Here is an 18,409-nt window from a genome sequence, read left to right on the forward strand (position 1 = left end):
AAGGAGTTATTATGATTAGGACAATAGCTGTAAATAAGCACTTTCAATTAATAAAGAATTTGCAGGTTTCTCAATTAGTTAATGGCGATTATCTATGGTACTGGATCGATTTTGATCAACCAAGTGAAGCTGAAATGGAATTACTCAGAAATCCACTTCATTTTCATCCATTAGCGATTGAAGATTGTATCCATCACTTGCAACGCCCAAAACTTGATTATTACAATAATCATACCTTTTTTGTCTTACAAGCACTGAATCCAAAAACAAATACCAGAGATGAAGTAGATTTCTTTCTAGGCGAAAAATTTATTGTTAGTTTTCATCACAGTCCTTCGAATGAAATTAGTGAGGTTTGGAAGAAATTGAATGTTGCGGCCGATCTTGGAAAATGGGATCCAACCCATGTTTTTTATCATGTCCTCGACAAAATGGTCGACAATTATTTTCCACTTGTTTATCAAATTGAAGATGTTTTAAATGAAATTGATGAAAATTCGAAGGGGCGGTCAATGGAGGAATTACTTGAGGACTTATTTGCCACAAGACATGACCTGCTTAAATTAAGACATACCATTTCACCGATGCGTGATCTCGTATATAGAATTCTTAATTCACAGCGTTTGTTTGATGTTCAAGGAAAAAGGGAATACTTCTCAGATATTCATGACCACTTACTTAAGCTGTCAGAAATGATTGAAGCCAATCGAGAGCTTACAACTGACATCCGAGACAGCTATATTTCTTTAAATTCGCATCAAACCAATCATGTAATGAAGGTTTTAACGGTCTTCACGACCATCTTCATGCCACTCACCTTTATCGTCGGCGTTTATGGGATGAATTTTGAGAATATGCCTGAGTTGAAATGGAAAGATGGCTATTTTGCTTGCCTATTCTTAATGTTGACCATTGCAGTTTGGATGTACATTTGGTTTAAGAAAAAAGGGTGGTTTAAATCATAAAAAAATATTGACTTTAATAATTGGCTAACGTATGATGCCCGTTTAACTGCAAGTGGACTTAGTTAAACGGGCACATTATACTTTTCTTATTGTCTAGCTCCAGCATCTAGCCCCTCGGGTCTGACCAAGGCGCTTCCGCTTTTCTTATTCCCAATCTTCATATGTCACTGATCCACCAGTTAGATCAATAATGTTCCGTTCTCCCTTGTAGTAGGTTCTTCCGTTTTTTTCAACAATTAATTTTTCATACGTATAAACCTTTTGTCCACTTGGGAGTTGGACCACAACTTTTTTGCCTAAATCCGTTTCAGGAGCTTCAATTCGGATTGAATTTATAAAGTAATGGCGCGTTACAAAAAATCCGACTGTTAATAGGATGCAGGCGAGAATGAAAAAAGATAACCTTTTTCGAGAATTTGGCTTCGCCTTATTATGATATAATTCAAGTCTAGTCATTTTTCACCCTCCATATGTCAAATTCACTTTTTTCTTTTTGGCTGTGTTAAAAGTGATTGATGATTTTTGAAACAATGTTGATTGGTGCGGAAGGCGCGAGACTCCTGCGGGAGTACGGGGCAGGGAAGACCCCACAGGCGCTTTAGCGCCGAGGAGGCTTCCCGGAACGCCCGCGGAAAGCGAAGCGTCTGGAGCGCAAATCAACAGGCAAGTTTAACTCAGCCTTCTTTTTAATAATTCGAATATTCTCATTCTTGTCCTATTCGAATAAATTTAATCCCTAAAAACAAAAATTCACATTAGAATAACTTATGCATCTTCAATAAAAAAATGATGCCAAACTAATAAAAAATCATATGTTTTTTAAAAAGTTGTATAATAACAAAGAATAAATATTCTGAAAGGAGAATTACATTGTCATCCAAACAAACGAAAGAAACATTAGAATTATTAACGAAATTAGTTTCGATACCGAGCCCATCCGGTAATACAAATGAAGTGATGAACTTTGTGGAAAAATTTTTGACCGAATTAAAAGTGGAAACGACCAGAAACCGAAAAGGCGGCCTGATCGCTACAATCGAAGGAAAAGATTCAACCCGACACCGGATGCTGACAGCCCATGTCGATACACTTGGGGCTATGGTGAAAGAAATTAAAGCGAATGGTCGCTTGCGAATTGCCCTAATTGGCGGGTTCAATTATAACTCCATCGAAGGGGAATACTGCCAGATTGAAACAAGCAGCGGTAAGAAATATACCGGCACCATCTTGATGCATCAAACATCTGTTCATGTGTATAAGGATGCTGGTAAGCTTGAGCGTAATCAGGAAAATATGGAGATTCGAATTGATGAAAAAGTACATAATGCCGGAGATGTAAGATCTCTTGGTATTGAAGTGGGAGATTTTGTTTCCTTTGATCCACGTGTCGAAGTGACGCCAAGCGGCTTCATTAAGTCGCGCCATTTAGATGATAAAGCGAGCGTTGCCATCCTGCTTCAATTAATCAAACAATTAATAGAAGACGAAATCACATTACCATACACAACTCATTTTTTAATATCAAATAATGAGGAAATTGGTTACGGCGGTAATTCAAATATTCCTTCGGAAACAGTGGAATATTTGGCTGTTGATATGGGAGCAATCGGCGATGGCCAGTCAACCGATGAATACACCGTTTCCATTTGTGTGAAGGATGCGAGTGGGCCATATCATTACGAGTTAAGAAAAAATTTAGTACGACTTGCTAAAGAAAACAAGATTGATTATAAACTGGATATTTACCCATACTACGGCTCTGATGCATCTGCCGCAATTCGTTCAGGAAATGACATTGTTCATGGTTTAATTGGGCCAGGGATTGATTCATCACATGCTTTTGAACGTACCCACAAATTTTCGATTGAAAATACAGCAAAGCTTTTGTATTATTATATTCAGTCAGATTTAGTTCTTTAGGACCAGGCATGGGCCTGGTTTTTTGATGGCTTTTATTATCGTATAAAATTTTTTTAAATTGAAACTTTAGTCCGTCATTTTACGACTTATATAGTGATATAATGCTAAAGTTTGATTCTTTATAAAAATATTGTCTAATCAGTAGAAATGATTCTAAAAAAATTTTTAATATTTTTCTCATTAATTTTTAATGCAAAAAGTTTCAAACAGCATTATGATAATGTAGTCCATTAAAAATATTGGTAACAAATGACTTATTATAGTGAAAAAAATGACGAAATCAGGTATTCAACTTGATTATTAGTTATTTTTATATAAATCTACATTGTGGGGTAATCCGACTATGTTCAATAAATTAAAAGTTTTCTATAGTAACCAAAAAGTAAAATGGGTCAGCCGATTTGTTTATTATTTACTGATTCTCCTCTTGTTGTTTTTTATGTATGGATTTAATGATGCAAACGCTGGTTCTTATATTTACAATGATTTTTAATAAGGGAGTAAAATAATATGAAAGTGTTAAACAAAATACGAGATTTTGCCCATCAACAACCAGAAACATTGGCATTTATATCTCCGAACAAAGAAATCAGCTATCAAGACCTTTGGAAAAAATCTGATCAAACCGCTTCCTATCTCATAAACCTAAATTTAACAGCAGGCTCTCCTGTTGTAGTTTATGGACATATGGAGCCTGAAATGCTTGTTTCTTTCCTAGGAAGTGTAAAAGCTGGTCATCCTTACATTCCAGTCGATACCTCCATCCCCATGGAAAGAGTTGTGAAAATCGTTGAAAGTTCCGGGACGGAATTGGTTATTAATGTTTCCAATCAGCCATTGAGTCTTAGTGATGTATCTGTTCGGATTGTCAACCATGATGAAATCATGCTGTTGCCACAATTACATGATGAAATTTCTTCCGACCGTTGGGTTAAAGATGATGAAAATTTCTATATTATCTATACTTCTGGCAGCACAGGTAACCCAAAAGGGGTGCAAATCTCAGCTAATAATTTGCAAAGCTTTGTCAATTGGATGCTTACCGATTTCCCGATAAATGGGAATCTTTGCTTTTTAAATCAGGCACCATTTTCCTTTGATTTATCTGTGATGGACCTTTACCCTGCCTTAGCTAGCGGTGGTACCTTATTTGCGATTACGAAAGAAATGATTGCAAAGCCAAAAATTTTGTTTGAAGCTTTAGCAAATTCCAATACTGAAGTATGGACTTCTACTCCATCTTTTGTGCAAATGTGTTTAATGGATCCTTCATTTAATGAGAAATTGCTTCCAAATTTAGCTGTCTTTCTTTTTTGTGGTGAGATCTTACCGGTTGCGATTTGCCAACAATTAAAGGAGAGATTTCCAAAAGCAAAAATATTCAACACATATGGTCCAACTGAAGCAACTGTTGCAATTACTTCTATCGAAGTTACTAGTGCGGTGCTTGATGAATTTACCTCCTTGCCTGTTGGAAAAATAAAAGCAGACTCACGAATATTGCTAGTTGATGAAAATGGAAATGAAGTTCCTAATGGAGAAAAGGGCGAAATTATCCTTGTCGGCCCTGGAGTAAGTAAAGGCTATTTAGGTCAACCAGAGCTTACGAACAAAGCTTTCATCCAATATGAAGGAGAACGGGCATATAAAACTGGTGATGCCGGCTTTTTAAATGATGAAGGTCTACTTTTCTATAAAGGCCGTATCGATTTTCAAATTAAATTACATGGCTACCGAATGGAATTAGAGGAAATTGAATATCATATTGCAAAATCCAAATACGTAAAAACAGTCGTTGTGATTCCAATTTATCAAGATGAAAAAATCGAGTATTTATCGGCATCGATTGTCTCTGAACAACATGAGTTTGAAAAAGAATATCAATTAACGAGTGCGATTAAAAAAGAATTAGGTGAAGTGCTTCCTGCTTATATGATTCCGAGAAAATTCACTTATCACGAAGATCTTCCAATGACATCAAACGGAAAAGTCGACCGGAAAAAAATTAAGGAAATGGTATTAGCATGACACCATATGGATCTTTCACCTTCTTTTTCATTTTAGCTTTTCTTTTAGCACCGACTGTTATTCTTGGTTTGTTAGGAAAAAGGTTTCAAGCCTATAATATTTTTGTTTCGGTTATTGTCTTAGCAATAATTTTTTCATCGAAGCCAACTGGAGCGATTGCCCTAATTTCATTTACAATTTGGCAAATTTTGTTGATAAAGGCATACTTTGCTTATCGTAAAAAGGCCAATAATACTGCTGTTTTTTGCATTGCGGTCATCGCTTCGATTCTGCCATTAACGATATCGAAACTGCTGCCGTTTTTTGGACAGGTAAATTGGATGGGCTTTTTAGGAATTTCGTATTTAACCTTTAAAGGTACACAATTAATAATGGAGATAAGGGATGGACTTATCAAAAAAGACTTGTCAATTGTCCGTTTACTCTATTTTATTCTCTTCTTTCCGACGATTTCCTCCGGTCCAATCGACCGCTATCGCCGGTTTGAAAAAGATCTAAAAAATGAGATAACAAAAGATCAATACAAACTACTTTTATATGATGGAATCAACAAAATATTCCTTGGTTTTTTATATAAATATATTATTGGTTATTCCATTAACAATTATTTTATCTCGAATATCGGAAACATTGCTCATAGTCCATTTGAGAATCATCTTTATTATATGTATGCCTATAGTATGTATCTCTTCTTTGATTTCGCCGGTTATAGCTGTTTTGCTATCGGTGTCAGCTATATTATGGGTATTAAATCTCCAGAAAACTTTAATAAGCCGTTCCTTAGCCGAAATATTAAGGAATTCTGGGATCGTTGGCATATGAGTTTATCCTTCTGGTTTAGAGACTACGTATTCATGCGTTTTGTCTTCTGGATGACAAAGAAAAAGTGGATTAAAAACAGAAACCTTTTAGCCAACTTAGGCTTTATCTTGAATTTTTTATTAATGGGTGTATGGCATGGACTGGCCATTCAATATATTCTTTACGGTGCCTATCAGGCATTAATAATGGTATGCTATAATACCTTTGACCAGTTCAATAAAAAACATAAATGGTTGCCAAACAATAAATATACTAAAATAGCTGGAATTGTGATTACCTTCCATTTTGTTTGTTTTGGCTTCTATATCTTCTCAGGTCATTTAATTAAATAAGGGAGTTTGATTTATAATGGAATTTAAAAATGAAGTAGTTTCTCTATTAGCTGAAATTTGCCAGGATGACGTCATCAAAGAAAATCCTGATATTGATTTATTTGAAGCAGGTTTATTAGATTCTTTCGGTACAGTAGAATTACTTGTTCAGGTCGAAGAACGATTTGGAATTACCGTTCCTATTACGGAATTTGACCGTGAAACTTGGAACACTCCAAATAATATTGTTAAAGAGTTGGAAGATATGAAATGAAAAAGCCTGTCTTTGGCCCAATGATATTGGCGGTACTCGTTCTTTTTTGTCTTGTTATCATTCCAAATAGTTGGATTGAAACCTTTATTCCAAAGAATCGAGTCAGTCAGGCAGCAACAGATTTAAATCCGGTCATGTTCCAAGGAAAGTATATTCAGTCAGAAATGCTTGAGGATAATCGTTATCTTCCCATTTATGGTTCTTCTGAACTTTCAAGGTTGGATCGCTTTCATCCATCAAATTATTTCCAAGTGACCAATGCGCCATTTACCCCTTTCCTTATCGGAAGAGGTGGAACCGAATCTTTAATTCATTTTTTGAATTTTTCCGAGCATATGGACCAGCTTAAAGGAAAAAAATTAGTATTCATCATTTCTCCTCAATGGTTCCAACCTAATGGAACTGATGAATCGCATTTTGTACCAAATTATTCAACATTACAAGGATATGATTTTGCTTTTAACAACAAAATTGATCCATCCGTAAAAAAACAAGCAATTGAACGCATGTTAAAGTTTTCACCAGTTAAAGATGATCCTATGCTCTCTACCCTTTATAAAGGAGAGATTTCCAATAGCCCATGGGACCAACAAAAAGCTAATCTTGTTCGCCCATTTGCTTATGTCTATCGAAATTTATTAGAGAAAAAGGATCTCTATTATTCTTATGTTGGCAGTGAACAGCCTGGACGTGAAATTAAGCATAATTTAAGACATAAATCTTGGAACCAATTAGCGGAGGAAGCAAACCAATTAGGTGCTAGTCAGGCCACAAATAATCAATTTGATGTCATTAATTCACAATACGATAAAATGAAAAAAATGGTTCCTTCATTAAGAGGCTATAAGCATGGAGCTACTTACGGAACTGGACCAGAATACAAAGACTTTCAACTCGTTCTTGATGTTTTAAAACAATCTGGAGCTGACCCGTTATTTATATCCATTCCAGTAAACGGAAAATGGTATGACTATACTGGATTTCCTAAGCAAGGTCGTACTGCTTATTATCAGCGGATTACAAAGCAAATCGAAGCTGAGGGCTTTCCTGTTGCCGATTTCTCAGACCATGAATACGATCCATATTTCATGAAAGACACGATCCACATTGGTTGGAAAGGCTGGGTTTATACTGATAAAGCGATTGAGGATTTTTATTATGGTGTAAAGGGAAACGATGAAGTCGTCCGGGCAAATTAACCCGGACGACTTTTTCATTGGCGTGTGCGTTGTTAACTTATATAAGTTTTTTAATATGTGAAAATAGAAAAAACCTTTTGGATTTATCAGCCTATTAAGGGAAAATTAATAAATATTGGTTATGATAGGTTTTAAGATATAGGCTGTGTTAAACTTGCCTGCTGATTTGCGCTCAAGAAGCGAGCATCCGCGGGCGTTCCGGGGAGCCTCCTCGGCGCTTAAGCGTCTGTGGGGTCTCCCCTGCCCCGTACTCCCACAGGACGTTGAATCAGCATCTATGTATCAACACCGCACGAAGGAAATGCGATAGCATTTTCGAGGATCTCGCGCCTTCCGCTCATAGTTTCAAAAATCAACAATGACCTTTAACACAGCCAAGATTTAAAGAGGTGGGTGATTCCAATTAAACAGCATACAATGGCTAATCAAAAATCAGGGTTCTTGGCTAACTATATTGCAAATCCAAAGGAACGCAGATTAGTCCTCCTTTTCTTCATCCTAACGGCTATTCTAAATATAACAGGTATATTTATAATCCTGGCGTTCTATCAAAAGATAATGGCTGTAAATTTCAGACAATATAAACATCTATTTAGACAATTTGGTTCTATTTCTGAGTATGGTTTTTTTGTCGCGTTATCGATATATCCCATATTTTTTATCTTAAAATGGAAAAATATCAAGAAGCTTCAATGGGGGAAATTTCAGATTAAAGCCCTTTTGCAGCCCTTAGGAAAGCTGGTTAGAAAATGGCATGTTCCTGCTGCCCTTGTATCAACTGGGATCGTATTACTGCACGGGGTTTTAGCGATTTTAAAGGGTTTTAAACTAGATTTCACATATTTATCAGGAATATCAGCCACCATTATCTTGTTTTTTCTACTCATTATGGGCTTAAAACGGTATAAAAGAAACGACCGCAAATGGCATTTTAGACTTGCTGTTATCTTTTTAATCCTATTTTTGGTCCATGCCGGATAGACACAAAAAATTAACTAGATGAACGTTTGGAAAAGCGATATAATAAGAATGAAATTAAATGAGCACTTCTAGGTTAGGAGATGACATTTATGCTTTCTAATATTGGAGTACCTGGTTTAATATTGATCCTTATTGTTGCTTTAGTAATCTTTGGGCCAAATAAACTACCTGAAGTGGGACGTGCCTTTGGTAAGTCCATTCGTGAATTTAAAAAGGCAACAGAAGGTATTACTGACGGTATTAAAGAAGATTTGCATGAAGATTTGAAAGAGGTTAAACAAGAATCCAGTGATGTAAAAAAGTAAAAAATGGTTGAATATGAAAAGCGGAAGCGCTTAAGGGACTAGGTTTACAGACAATCTCCCCTCCCTAAGGCGCTTGCGCTTTTCTTTTTCAATTTATTTTTTTAAGATTACTTTTAACATTTGATTATGCTGCTTGTACTGAGCCAATAATTGATTTAATAGAACGGCTGCATCCTTCTTATTTTTCGCTTCTACCGCCATCTCTAATTCATGGTATGTTTTCCAATGCCCCATACCTTTCCATTCATGTGCCTTTTTCATAAATTCTTCCTTTGTCAGCTTTCCTTCTTCAAATTGTTTCTTTAGCTCCGCTATTTGGGCCATTTTTTCTTTTTTCAACTTCTCTCTCTTTTCTGCATTCTCCGGACTCATCCATTGACTACGTAATGCCTTCTTCTCCGCCATTACTTTTTCCCATTCCGCTTTCTTTTCCGGAGTATACTGACTTACCCAAGTCATTAGATGTTTGTCCCGCTGCTCCATCTTTGCTTGCCAATCTTTATGCTTCAAATGATGGTCCCTATCCTCATTACAATTACAAGGTTGTTTTTCAACCTGTTCTCCCTTTATTTCTCCCTTGGTGTCAGGCACCGTAGGGTTGGCAGCTGCAATGCTCGGAACCATAAAGAGTAAGCCTAGAGCAAATATTAACATTTTCATATTCATCCTAATCACCTTCCAATACTTTATATTAGTAATTTTAACCAGTTTTTAATTGTCACGAATTTATCATTCCCAATTTAGCCGAAAAAATTTACTATTTCACCAAAATTTTTGTTAATATTTTCTTGAGGAAATTTTTCTAATATTGCATCTTAATCGAGCGATTTGTGAAATATTTCACATTTTTAACAAAACGAGTGCTCTTTATTATTTATGTTTTATTTTGAAACTTTTCGTCTTCTGTAAAAGCAATTCCACATTCTTTTAAATGTTTTATTAATTCGACTAAACTTTCTACAACAAACGTTAGGTGGGCTTTTTTAGCAGACGTAAATGGTTAATCAATTCAAAAAAGCTATCCCTCACGATGCAAGGAATAGCTTTCTTGATGTTATTTACCAATAAACATTTGTGACCAGTAGTTTCCATCGGAAGTAAAACCAACACCGATATTGGTATAGTTTGGACTTAAAATGTTTTTTCTGTGCCCTTCACTGTTCATCCAAGCAGTTACAACTTGTTGCGCGGTAGTTTGCCCCATCGCAATATTTTCTCCAGCTGAACTGTAGGATATACCGAAGTCCCTCATCATATCAAACGGGGAACCATATGTCGGACTTGTGTGCGAGAAATAATGTTTTGCTTCCATATCATTTGTTTTTGTCTGGGCTACTCTACTTAGCGAGCTGTCTGCCGTTAAAGGAGGTAGTCCATTTTTCTTTCTTTCCGCATTGGTCAAATTAATTACCTGCTGAGCCATCTGACTGATTCCCGTTGGGGCTTGTGCCGTTGGCTTTTGTGGAGCCGGTGCAGCAGGTGTTGTTGTTCTTGGTGCCGTTGGTGCTGTTGGTGCCGTAGTCTGAGGTGGTGTCACCGACTGTTTTGGCAAAGCAGCGTTTGGATTAGCATTTCCGGGTACGAATGAGTAATACCAGAAATTGCCTTGGTTAATTCGTTGTGTATGAGGATACTGGCTGCTTGGTGTTTGTGTACTATAAGAATTTGGAGCAATAGTAATAAACCCATTGTTCATCGGCTGAATTTCGGTTGTCGCATTAGACATTCCATCTGGATATATTACGTTTCGAGTATTGAACCCATCAGTAGGCATTTTGTGGTTGTCTGTACGACCCAAGTTGTTTGCTGGATTATAGTTCTGATTTAAGTCATTCATTACGCTATTTCGATTATTCATCGTTCTTAAATCACCAGTTGAGACATTTCTTGGACCAGTCGTGGTATTGTTTATATTCGCTCCCCTATTGGCTGTGCACGCCGTTAACGAAGCTAACATCACAGAAGCAACCGCAATTTTCGACAGCTTAAAACCCATCTTTCACATACCCCCCTTGTATTATTGAAGAAAGATACGTTATTATCTTTTCCCTTTACTACAGAAGTATTGATGGGAAATACCGTGAAAGCTGGGAAGCAATATTTCATTAATACACATCTTTTTTTGTAAATACGAAAAAAGAAACAAATAAGGCAACTGCCCACCAAACTAAAAGATCCAGCAATGAAAAAGAAAGCGTCATTCCTTGAATTGGCGGTGCTAGCCCCTTCATATAATCCGTTAACCTTAAATTGACCATGAAAAGGTATTTCGCTGAATCCCAAGAAGAAACCATATTACTTAAAATAGCTCCGGATATAAGAGCTGCAAGCATAACTCCCATTCCAGCAGCTGTGCTTCTAATTAATACAGAAAGCATAAAGGATAATGTTCCAACTACAATTGCTACGAACCAGACAAGCCCAAAATCCATTAGTAAAAACTGCCATAGGTAAAGAACCTTTACAGCCGCAGTATTTAGTCCTGTTTCTGTTACATTAAAGCCTGTAAGAATGGGAGCTCCCCATCCCTTATAACCAAAAACCATTCCGGAAATGATATATGAAAGAAAGCCTACAATAGCAACAATTAATGAAATCACTAAACAAAGGGTAATATATTTACTCAAGAGAACCTTCCATCGCTTAACTGGTCTTGTCAATAAAAGCTTAATGGAGCCCAAACTATGTTCGGATGATACCAAATCGCTAGCGATGACCATTACCATTAAAGGAATAAACAAATCAATTGAATTTTCTAAAAATACCCTCATAAAGGTTGGTGCACCTGGCTCAGCAGGATTAATATTTTTGTCTAGATAGTATTGTTGCTGCTGCAGGGAAATTTGAAGCTGCTTTTTAAAATCAGGAGTAAGGCGGCTGTTACTTAACCTATTTTGCGTATCAATAATTTGCTGTTGTAACATCGTTCTCCAGTCACTTGTTCCCAATTTCTCCATTTGCGTTTGGACCTGTTTATGTTGTGCATATGTAAATAAAATTACCAATACACCTATTATGATCGTAATGACGATTAGCCTCTTTTTGGCGATAAGCTTCATCATTTCATTTTGAACGAGTTTAATCAATTGAATCCCCCCCGGTCAGTTCGAGAAATAAATCTTCAAGAACAGGCATTTTCCGGTTAATTTCGATCACAAGGACACCTGATTCTACTAGTTGTTTGTTCCACTCAGGTGTTTTTTGTTCATTAAATTCTGTAAGAATCGTTCCATCTTCTCTCACTTCGATTGTGGTTAAGGAACTTAATATTTGCTTTCCTTTTTCAAATGGCTGGAACCGCCATTCAACTTTTTCCCGATTAGCAAGTAATTGGTGGACCGTATCAATCCGAATAATCGTTCCCTTTGAAATTATCGCAACCCGATCACATAAAAGCTGGATTTCACTTAATAAATGGCTGGAAACAAGAACGCTTAGTCCCTCTTTTTCTGCGAGAAATCGGATAAATTGCCGCATCTCACGAATTCCAGCCGGATCAAGTCCATTAGTTGGTTCATCAAGAATAAGCACTTTTGGTTTTCCTAAAAGAGCCTGAGCAATTCCAAGGCGCTGCCTCATTCCAAGGGAATATGTTTTGACCTTATCATGAATTCTTTCCGACAACCCCACAAGCTCAGTGACCTCATTAATCCGATCTTCCCCAATGTCGTCAAGCATTCTGGCAAAATGAAGTAAATTGTTATAGCCAGACAAATACGGATATAATTCTGGATTTTCTACGATACAGCCAAGATTTTTCATCGCCTGCTGAAATTGGTCACCAATTTTATATCCGCAAATACAGATTTCCCCTGAGGACGGTTTAATAAGACCGACAAGCATTCGGATGGTCGTTGTTTTGCCGGCTCCATTTGGCCCCAAAAAGCCAAATACTTCCCCCTCTTTTAAATCAAAGGTAAGCCCTTTAATAATTTCCTTTTTTCCAATTGTCTTTTTTAGATTCTTTACAGATAATGTTATATTCTCCATCAACCATTTCTCCTTACCAAGTGATCAATGAGGCAACCCGTTCAGCAATTAAACGGTAGCCCTTTGAATTTGGATGAAACTTATCGGAATAAAGATAATCGTTCACTTTTAATTCGAACAAATCATATGTTGGTACGAATACGATTTTGGGAAAAACAGCGCAAGCTTCGGAGCTATCGTAATTCCAATGACGAACGACCTCCGACATCGCTTTGCCCTGGTTTAAATCCATAAAGGGATTATACAATCCAATAAAGAACACATTTGCATTGCTATTGTTCTTGCGAATCTGTTGAAAAATAAAGTTGAGATTATCCAAGTAGTTTTTTTCTATCTTGTTAATTTCTGTTGTTTGATAATCCACTAAGCCTTGTCCACCGCGAAACAAATCATTACCGCCTATTGTCACCAAAATGATATCCGCTTTTTGAATCTGACGCTGGACTTCCATTTGTTGAACCTGTGACCGGAGCTGATCCGATGTTTGTCCGATAATGCCCAGGTTCGTCAGCTGAATGGGCTGCTTTGTTTTTTTCTTAAGTTCATCAAGCAAATCGCCGACATAGCCCTTTCCGGTTACATCACCAGTTCCTCTTGTTAAAGAATCGCCAAGTGCTACGATCGTCAACCCTTTTTTATTTTCTACTTTATTGTTTATAATTTTTGTCTGTGGAAGTTTAGCCGGTTTTTCTGCATAATATTCCTTCACTGCCCACCCAAGCCCCACTATCCAGACTAAACAAAATAATGCTGATACTATAGTAACGAACCGGATAATTATCTTATTCAAAAAAATCATCCCCTCTGGCAATTTCTACCTCTAATTAAATCACATTTGTCGCTTGAGTCAAAACTCTCTCAGCAAGAAAGGATTAAGTGAAAACTTGGCGATTGTCGATTCCGTTAGGACGGTTCATGAGGCATTGTAGAATTTATGCTTTCCTATTTGCCAAAAAAAGAACCCAAAGATTGGATACCATAAATGTCTTCATAGAAGTTATCGTTTAAGAAAGATTTACTGAAAACGAATCCATCTATGGAAATCGCTTTGCTCCGCAAAACTCACCTTATAAACGGATGCATAAATTTTCCAATTGTGATATGCTTTCATTATTATACCTGAGTTCTATATAATGTATTTATTTAAAAAAAGGATTTGACACCATGAAAAATAAGAAAAAAATTTTATTTACATTAGGTATTATTGTAGGAATTGGGTTGATTTATCTTGTTTTTTTACAAGTGAAGATTTCTCAATACAGTCACTTAGAGCCTCCAAAGAACGCTGATTATGTAATTATTCTCGGTGCAAAGGTCAATGGCAAGGTGCCCTCTCTGGTATTGCAATCTAGAATTGACGCTGCAGCCAAATATTTAACGGAAAATAAAAATACTATTGCGATTGCTTCAGGAGGAAAGGGTTCTGGAGAAGATATTTCTGAGGCGGAAGCCATTAAAAATGAGCTTATGAAAAAAGGGATCGATGAATCGAGAGTTATTATGGAGAATCGATCAACTAATACAGTAGAAAATATCGAGTTTTCTAAAAAGCTCATCCCGAAAAATGCTAAGTCCGGCATTGTTGTAACCAATACCTTTCACATGTACCGATCGCTATCGATTGCGCATGACCAAGGATTAACATTGTCCGGTCTGCCAGCTGAAACCCCAGCAAATGCTGTCATAAAATCATACTCACGTGAATATTTAGCAATTACTAAATATTATTTACAAAAATTGTTTTCAGTAGGGGTATTTTAACTAGTGATTACTTGGCCGATAAGAGGAAAATTTCTTGAATCAGGACACGTAGATGGATTTACGTGTCCGCAAAAGTGAAAATTGCTCTACCCGGGTCACGTAAATGGATTTACGTGACCCGATTATTGAAAATAACTCGACTCGGGGCACGTATTTGGTTTTACGTTACCGATTTTGTGAAAATAGCTCGACTTGGGGCACGTATTTGGATTTACGTTACCGATTTTGTGAAAATAACTCGACTCGGGGCACGTATTTGGTTTTACGTTACCGATTTTGTGAAAATAGCTCGAGTAGGGGCACGAAAATGGTTTTACGTTACCGATTTTGTGAAAATAGCTTGACTCGGGGCACGAAAATGGTTTTACGTTACCGCATTAGTAAAAATTGCTCCACCAAGGGCACCTTAATGACTTTACGTTACCAATTTAGTAAAAGTTACTCGACTTGGGGCACGTAGGAGTTCATTGTGAGCGAAATTTACAAGTTACTCAAAATAAAACCCCTTACCAAAACCGATACCTTTATAGTTTTCAAGCAAAACCCTCCGAATGATCTTCTTAGAAGATATCACTACACACCACTCTTGAATAGTCCTGGTAGTAATTTTTCTATTGGGAAAAAGAAGTTTAAGCTCCTCTGCACTTCGCAATATGGCAGAATCTATTTCTTCTTGGTTCCCGCACTTATCACATACCAACTTCTTAGCATTGGCAGTAACGTTAAATGAATGACACGATGCGCAAGTGATACCCTTTTTTTGTTGATCATAATCATATGAAGGCAACAGAGTATACGGTGATTCAGTAATATGCTTTGAGATAATTTGTTCAGCTAGCTTCATATGCCAACTATTAAGCTTTGATGGAGTATTTTCCAAATTTCCTATAAAACGATTAACTTGTGTTGGATAAATGATTGGTTCGTTTAAAGGTGCTTGATATAAGGTAAACTCGGGGTTATTAAAGACAAGGTATGGTTCGATGTGGCCGTGGTATCCGAGGTTACGAAGAAATTGGCGGAGTAAGGATTCACTTCGTCTCAATTGCTGCAGCGGATTCTGAATTTCTTTTTTGGGTATTTTAAAAAAGCTTTCGGATTGATAGTAATGATCACCATTAAAATATTTTATTTCAATCGGAAGGATAGAAGACTGAGAAATAATGAGGGTATCAATTTGAAAATGGGTGTTATTCGTCTTAAGCATTAAATCATTTAAAATGTATAAATCGTTTCCTAGGTTTTTTGTTAACTCATCAAACCTCTTCTCGCCTACATAACCTTTCTCTTGGTTTAAATAATACTGTTTTTCTTCCTCAGTTAAATTCATTCGTACGTTCAATGATCGTAAAATTTTTAACCTATTAAGTTCAGACCGATTCTTTAAAATCATTTCACACAACCTTTCTTAAATAAGTTATAAGTTAATTTTACAAAATCCACTAATTTTTTTGCATGTAATGATTGAATATTTTGTTAACATATATAAACAAAAATACCCCAAAGATTAGCTTTGGGGTATTCTCAATTAACTGGACGATTCCAATTTATTTAGCCCTACGAAAACTTCCTTATTACTATCTCCGGGACTTAAACCAACATGTTTATAGTTGGGAGTGAATACAGATGTTTTGATTGGACAAGCTATTTGTTTTTGAGTCCCTCCATCTACTTTAGGTACCTCAACCACCATTCCACGTGCGATCAATTGCGGATGTTCGCACGCTTCAGCAAATGTTAGTACGGGCTCGGCACATGCTTCAAAATCAGCAAAAATGTCCTGCCACTCGTCAAAGGTTTTCAATAAAAACTCCTGTTTAACTGCTTCTTTAAAGGATGCGATATGTTCCGGATTGTTACTAAAGCTAGTCTCAATTAAATCCACTCGACCAATTGCTTCACACAGCGCTTTTCGAAATTGCGGTTCTAAACTCCCTACTGAGAAATAGCGGCCATCCTTCGTTTGATAATAGCCATAAAAGGTTCCACCATTTAACATTAATTTTTCCGGCTCGAGGTTTTTCTCTCCGACTAAGTATGTCGGAGCAAATAATGCATTCAAGGCAAAGCTGCAATCCGTCATGCTAATGTCAATAAATTGCCCCTCCCCCGTTCGTTCACGGTAGATAACTGCAGATAATATGGCAACAACAGAATGTAAAGAACCGCCCGCAATATCCGCGATCTGTGTTCCCTGATTTGGTGGCCCTCCTTTTTGAGTGCCAGAATAGCTGGAAAGCCCGGCGATTGAGAGATAATTAATGTCATGACCAGGACGATCCTTATATGGTCCCGTTTGTCCAAATCCAGTTAAGGAGCAATAAATTAATCGTGGGTTTATTTTTTTTAAATCATCGTACCCTAAGCCAAGCCTTTCCATTACACCTGGGCGGAATTGCTCAAGAACAATATCATACTCTTTCACTAACTGCTTTACCAAATCTTTGGACTCATCTTGCTTTAAATCAAGGGTAATCGATTTTTTTGACCGATTAAGATAACGATCGTCAAACCAGGCCTCCCTGCTTGCCGGTTTTTTGACATGAAGAACCTCTGCACCTAAATCGGTCAATAATAAAGTTGCAAAAGGTCCAGGTAGTAAAGTCGAAAAATCTAAAATCTTTAAATTACTTAATAGAGTCATACGCCTTTGTTTTCCCCCTTACAATTGCAATATATTAGTGGGATTCACCGCCAATGGTTATTACGAACTATCTAGGTGACATCCGGATCGCACCATCAAGGCGAATCGTTTCTCCGTTCAGCATTGGATTTTCAATGATACTTTTTGCAAGCATCGCAAATTCATTCGGTTTTCCAAGTCGTGACGGGAAAGGAATTTGTTTTCCTAGCGCAATGCGGAGCTCTTCAGGCACCTGCCCCAATAGCGGTGTTTCAAACAATCCCGGAGCAATCGTCATGACACGGATTCCAAAACCAGCCAGTTCACGTGCAATGGGTAAAGTCATACCTACGATGCCAGCTTTTGAAGCAGAATACGCTGCCTGACCAATTTGTCCTTCAAATGCAGCCACGGATGCGGTATTAATGATGATACCCCGTTCTCCTTCTTCATTGGGTTCACCTAGAGACATTGCTTCCGCAGCCAAACGGAGAACATTGAAGGTACCGATTAAATTAACTTGAACGACTTTTGTAAACAGTTCAAGTGGAAACGGCCCCTTCTTACTGACAACCCGTTTTGAATCGCCAATACCTGCACAATTGATGGCACCGTGAAGCCCGCCATAGCTATCAATAGCAGTCCTAACAGCTCGCTTTACATCCTCTTCATCACAAACATTGGCTTGGACGAATTGTCCGTCAAGCTCCTCTGCTACTGCATGTCCCTTTGATTCATCTAGATCAACAATGACTGTCTTACCGCCATTTTCATGGATGATTCGGGCAGAAGCTTCTCCAAGTCCGGAGCCACCGCCAGTTATTAGAAAAACATGATCCTTCAGTTGCATCGTGTCATCCTCCTATTATTCATTCAGAGCAAGTCCAATTTCCATAATGAAACCACTCTCATTTTCTGAATAATGATTCATAATTCTCTATTTCATCATAAACCGTTCTTTAGTGAAGATTCAATATTATTTTCGTAAAATTCAGTTAATATTTTATAATTAAAGACCTCGGTACTCTAATTACTTTATCTTTGCATAGATGCACGTATCTCTTAATTCATTATCTTCAAAAGATTTTCCATCATTTTTTAAAATCCCTTCTAATTGGAATCCCAGCCGTTCAGGGATTGCCCGGCAGATATAATTGATTTTTCGCAGATAAATCATCTAAATGCAGATAAAATGTGATTTTTCCGCAGCTATATTGTTAACGATGGTCT

20 protein-coding genes and 1 pseudogene are annotated in these 18,409 nt (G+C 37.1%); 11 read left to right on the forward strand and 10 right to left on the reverse strand.

From position 1 onward, the window contains the following. The first annotated feature begins 11 nt into the window (after positions 1 to 11). Positions 12 to 965 (forward strand): magnesium/cobalt transporter CorA, encoded by a 954-nt coding sequence (gene corA / locus BN1082_RS04440; protein WP_090631441.1) that lies wholly within the window; start codon positions 12 to 14, stop codon positions 963 to 965. A 144-nt stretch (positions 966 to 1,109) separates the two neighbouring features. Here the strand turns inward: corA and BN1082_RS04445 are convergent, their stop codons facing one another. Further along, complete coding sequence (locus BN1082_RS04445) at positions 1,110 to 1,421, reverse strand: hypothetical protein (protein ID WP_090631443.1); 312 nt, start codon at positions 1,419 to 1,421, stop codon at positions 1,110 to 1,112. Between the two features lie 414 nt (positions 1,422 to 1,835). On the opposite strand from BN1082_RS04445, the gene BN1082_RS04450 reads away from it, so the two are divergent. The 8 genes from BN1082_RS04450 (at position 1,836) to BN1082_RS04485 (ending at position 8,805) form a co-directional block, all read left to right on the forward strand. After that, the gene (locus tag BN1082_RS04450) at positions 1,836 to 2,885 is read left to right on the forward strand and encodes a M42 family metallopeptidase (RefSeq protein WP_090631445.1); all 1,050 of its coding nucleotides are present in this window, start codon (positions 1,836 to 1,838) and stop codon (positions 2,883 to 2,885) included. A 343-nt stretch (positions 2,886 to 3,228) separates the two neighbouring features. Continuing rightward, positions 3,229 to 3,378: a teichoic acid D-Ala incorporation-associated protein DltX gene (locus tag BN1082_RS04455; protein ID WP_090631448.1), complete on the forward strand. Its 150-nt coding sequence runs from the start codon at positions 3,229 to 3,231 to the stop codon at positions 3,376 to 3,378. A gap of 17 nt (positions 3,379 to 3,395) precedes the next feature. After that, positions 3,396 to 4,913 carry a D-alanine--poly(phosphoribitol) ligase subunit DltA gene (dltA, locus tag BN1082_RS04460; RefSeq protein ID WP_090631451.1) on the forward strand — a complete coding sequence of 506 codons (1,518 nt, stop codon included), beginning with the start codon at positions 3,396 to 3,398 and terminating at the stop codon, positions 4,911 to 4,913. After that, positions 4,910 to 6,067, forward strand: coding sequence for a D-alanyl-lipoteichoic acid biosynthesis protein DltB (gene dltB, locus BN1082_RS04465; RefSeq protein ID WP_090631453.1), 1,158 nt, complete (start codon positions 4,910 to 4,912; stop codon positions 6,065 to 6,067). Before dltA ends, dltB begins: the two co-directional genes overlap by 4 nt. Before the next feature lie 16 nt (positions 6,068 to 6,083). Continuing rightward, positions 6,084 to 6,320, forward strand: a complete 237-nt coding sequence (dltC, locus tag BN1082_RS04470) for a D-alanine--poly(phosphoribitol) ligase subunit 2 (protein ID WP_090631456.1) — start codon at positions 6,084 to 6,086, stop codon at positions 6,318 to 6,320. Continuing rightward, complete coding sequence (gene dltD / locus BN1082_RS04475) at positions 6,317 to 7,519, forward strand: D-alanyl-lipoteichoic acid biosynthesis protein DltD (protein ID WP_090631459.1); 1,203 nt, start codon at positions 6,317 to 6,319, stop codon at positions 7,517 to 7,519. The genes dltC and dltD overlap by 4 nt, the downstream gene beginning before the upstream one ends. A gap of 393 nt (positions 7,520 to 7,912) precedes the next feature. Further along, the gene (locus BN1082_RS04480) at positions 7,913 to 8,500 is read left to right on the forward strand and encodes a hypothetical protein (protein WP_090631462.1); all 588 of its coding nucleotides are present in this window, start codon (positions 7,913 to 7,915) and stop codon (positions 8,498 to 8,500) included. Positions 8,501 to 8,589: 89 nt separating this feature from the next. After that, positions 8,590 to 8,805, forward strand: a complete 216-nt coding sequence (locus BN1082_RS04485) for a twin-arginine translocase TatA/TatE family subunit (RefSeq protein WP_090631464.1) — start codon at positions 8,590 to 8,592, stop codon at positions 8,803 to 8,805. A gap of 93 nt (positions 8,806 to 8,898) precedes the next feature. Here BN1082_RS04485 and BN1082_RS04490 read toward each other — a convergent pair whose 3' ends face one another. The 5 genes from BN1082_RS04490 to BN1082_RS04510 form a co-directional block, all read right to left on the reverse strand. Continuing rightward, a complete protein-coding gene (locus BN1082_RS04490; RefSeq protein ID WP_090631467.1) occupies positions 8,899 to 9,471 on the reverse strand; it encodes a hypothetical protein in 573 nt (190 codons plus the stop codon). 388 nt (positions 9,472 to 9,859) lie between these two features. Then, positions 9,860 to 10,801 carry a CAP domain-containing protein gene (locus BN1082_RS04495; RefSeq protein WP_245640308.1) on the reverse strand — a complete coding sequence of 314 codons (942 nt, stop codon included), beginning with the start codon at positions 10,799 to 10,801 and terminating at the stop codon, positions 9,860 to 9,862. A gap of 109 nt (positions 10,802 to 10,910) precedes the next feature. Further along, positions 10,911 to 11,891, reverse strand: a complete 981-nt coding sequence (locus tag BN1082_RS04500) for an ABC transporter permease subunit (RefSeq protein WP_090631470.1) — start codon at positions 11,889 to 11,891, stop codon at positions 10,911 to 10,913. Then, on the reverse strand, positions 11,884 to 12,795 hold the full coding sequence (locus tag BN1082_RS04505; protein ID WP_090631474.1) for an ABC transporter ATP-binding protein: 912 nt from the start codon (positions 12,793 to 12,795) through the stop codon (positions 11,884 to 11,886). Before BN1082_RS04505 ends, BN1082_RS04500 begins: the two co-directional genes overlap by 8 nt. 13 nt (positions 12,796 to 12,808) lie before the next feature. Further along, positions 12,809 to 13,585 (reverse strand): SGNH/GDSL hydrolase family protein, encoded by a 777-nt coding sequence (locus BN1082_RS04510; RefSeq protein ID WP_425412106.1) that lies wholly within the window; start codon positions 13,583 to 13,585, stop codon positions 12,809 to 12,811. Positions 13,586 to 13,959: 374 nt separating this feature from the next. On the opposite strand from BN1082_RS04510, the gene BN1082_RS04515 reads away from it, so the two are divergent. After that, on the forward strand, positions 13,960 to 14,556 hold the full coding sequence (locus tag BN1082_RS04515) for a YdcF family protein (RefSeq protein WP_090631477.1): 597 nt from the start codon (positions 13,960 to 13,962) through the stop codon (positions 14,554 to 14,556). Positions 14,557 to 14,669: 113 nt separating this feature from the next. Continuing rightward, positions 14,670 to 14,900: a hypothetical protein gene (locus BN1082_RS04520; protein ID WP_176699644.1), complete on the forward strand. Its 231-nt coding sequence runs from the start codon at positions 14,670 to 14,672 to the stop codon at positions 14,898 to 14,900. Between the two features lie 143 nt (positions 14,901 to 15,043). Here BN1082_RS04520 and BN1082_RS04525 read toward each other — a convergent pair whose 3' ends face one another. The 4 genes and pseudogenes from BN1082_RS04525 to BN1082_RS04540 form a co-directional block, all read right to left on the reverse strand. Next, positions 15,044 to 15,949: a nuclease-related domain-containing protein gene (locus BN1082_RS04525; RefSeq protein WP_090631483.1), complete on the reverse strand. Its 906-nt coding sequence runs from the start codon at positions 15,947 to 15,949 to the stop codon at positions 15,044 to 15,046. 135 nt (positions 15,950 to 16,084) lie between these two features. Then, entirely contained in the window at positions 16,085 to 17,200 is a 1,116-nt protein-coding gene (locus tag BN1082_RS04530; protein ID WP_090631486.1) for a CaiB/BaiF CoA transferase family protein, read from the reverse strand. Between the two features lie 67 nt (positions 17,201 to 17,267). Continuing rightward, positions 17,268 to 18,029, reverse strand: a complete 762-nt coding sequence (locus BN1082_RS04535) for a 3-hydroxyacyl-CoA dehydrogenase (protein WP_090631489.1) — start codon at positions 18,027 to 18,029, stop codon at positions 17,268 to 17,270. A gap of 180 nt (positions 18,030 to 18,209) precedes the next feature. Next, positions 18,210 to 18,323, reverse strand: a pseudogene (locus BN1082_RS04540) (GNAT family N-acetyltransferase); the annotation flags it as partial. Between the last annotated feature and the right edge of the window lie 86 nt (positions 18,324 to 18,409).

The organism is Neobacillus massiliamazoniensis (assembly GCF_001048695.1).
GTDB lineage: Bacteria > Bacillota > Bacilli > Bacillales > Cytobacillaceae > Neobacillus > Neobacillus massiliamazoniensis.

Bases quoted from the DNA above. Each gene is read 5' to 3' on its own strand.
- corA (WP_090631441.1), top strand. From the start codon at position 12: ATGATTAGGACAATAGCTGTAAATAAGCACTTTCAATTAATAAAGAAT.
- BN1082_RS04445 (WP_090631443.1), bottom strand. From the start codon at position 1,421: ATGACTAGACTTGAATTATATCATAATAAGGCGAAGCCAAATTCTCGA.
- BN1082_RS04455 (WP_090631448.1), top strand. From the start codon at position 3,229: ATGTTCAATAAATTAAAAGTTTTCTATAGTAACCAAAAAGTAAAATGG.
- dltA (WP_090631451.1), top strand. From the start codon at position 3,396: ATGAAAGTGTTAAACAAAATACGAGATTTTGCCCATCAACAACCAGAA.
- dltB (WP_090631453.1), top strand. From the start codon at position 4,910: ATGACACCATATGGATCTTTCACCTTCTTTTTCATTTTAGCTTTTCTT.
- dltC (WP_090631456.1), top strand. From the start codon at position 6,084: ATGGAATTTAAAAATGAAGTAGTTTCTCTATTAGCTGAAATTTGCCAG.
- dltD (WP_090631459.1), top strand. From the start codon at position 6,317: ATGAAAAAGCCTGTCTTTGGCCCAATGATATTGGCGGTACTCGTTCTT.
- BN1082_RS04485 (WP_090631464.1), top strand. From the start codon at position 8,590: ATGCTTTCTAATATTGGAGTACCTGGTTTAATATTGATCCTTATTGTT.
- BN1082_RS04490 (WP_090631467.1), bottom strand. From the start codon at position 9,471: ATGAATATGAAAATGTTAATATTTGCTCTAGGCTTACTCTTTATGGTT.
- BN1082_RS04495 (WP_245640308.1), bottom strand. From the start codon at position 10,801: ATGGGTTTTAAGCTGTCGAAAATTGCGGTTGCTTCTGTGATGTTAGCT.
- BN1082_RS04505 (WP_090631474.1), bottom strand. From the start codon at position 12,795: ATGGAGAATATAACATTATCTGTAAAGAATCTAAAAAAGACAATTGGA.
- BN1082_RS04515 (WP_090631477.1), top strand. From the start codon at position 13,960: ATGAAAAATAAGAAAAAAATTTTATTTACATTAGGTATTATTGTAGGA.
- BN1082_RS04525 (WP_090631483.1), bottom strand. From the start codon at position 15,949: ATGATTTTAAAGAATCGGTCTGAACTTAATAGGTTAAAAATTTTACGA.
- BN1082_RS04530 (WP_090631486.1), bottom strand. From the start codon at position 17,200: ATGACTCTATTAAGTAATTTAAAGATTTTAGATTTTTCGACTTTACTA.
- BN1082_RS04535 (WP_090631489.1), bottom strand. From the start codon at position 18,029: ATGCAACTGAAGGATCATGTTTTTCTAATAACTGGCGGTGGCTCCGGA.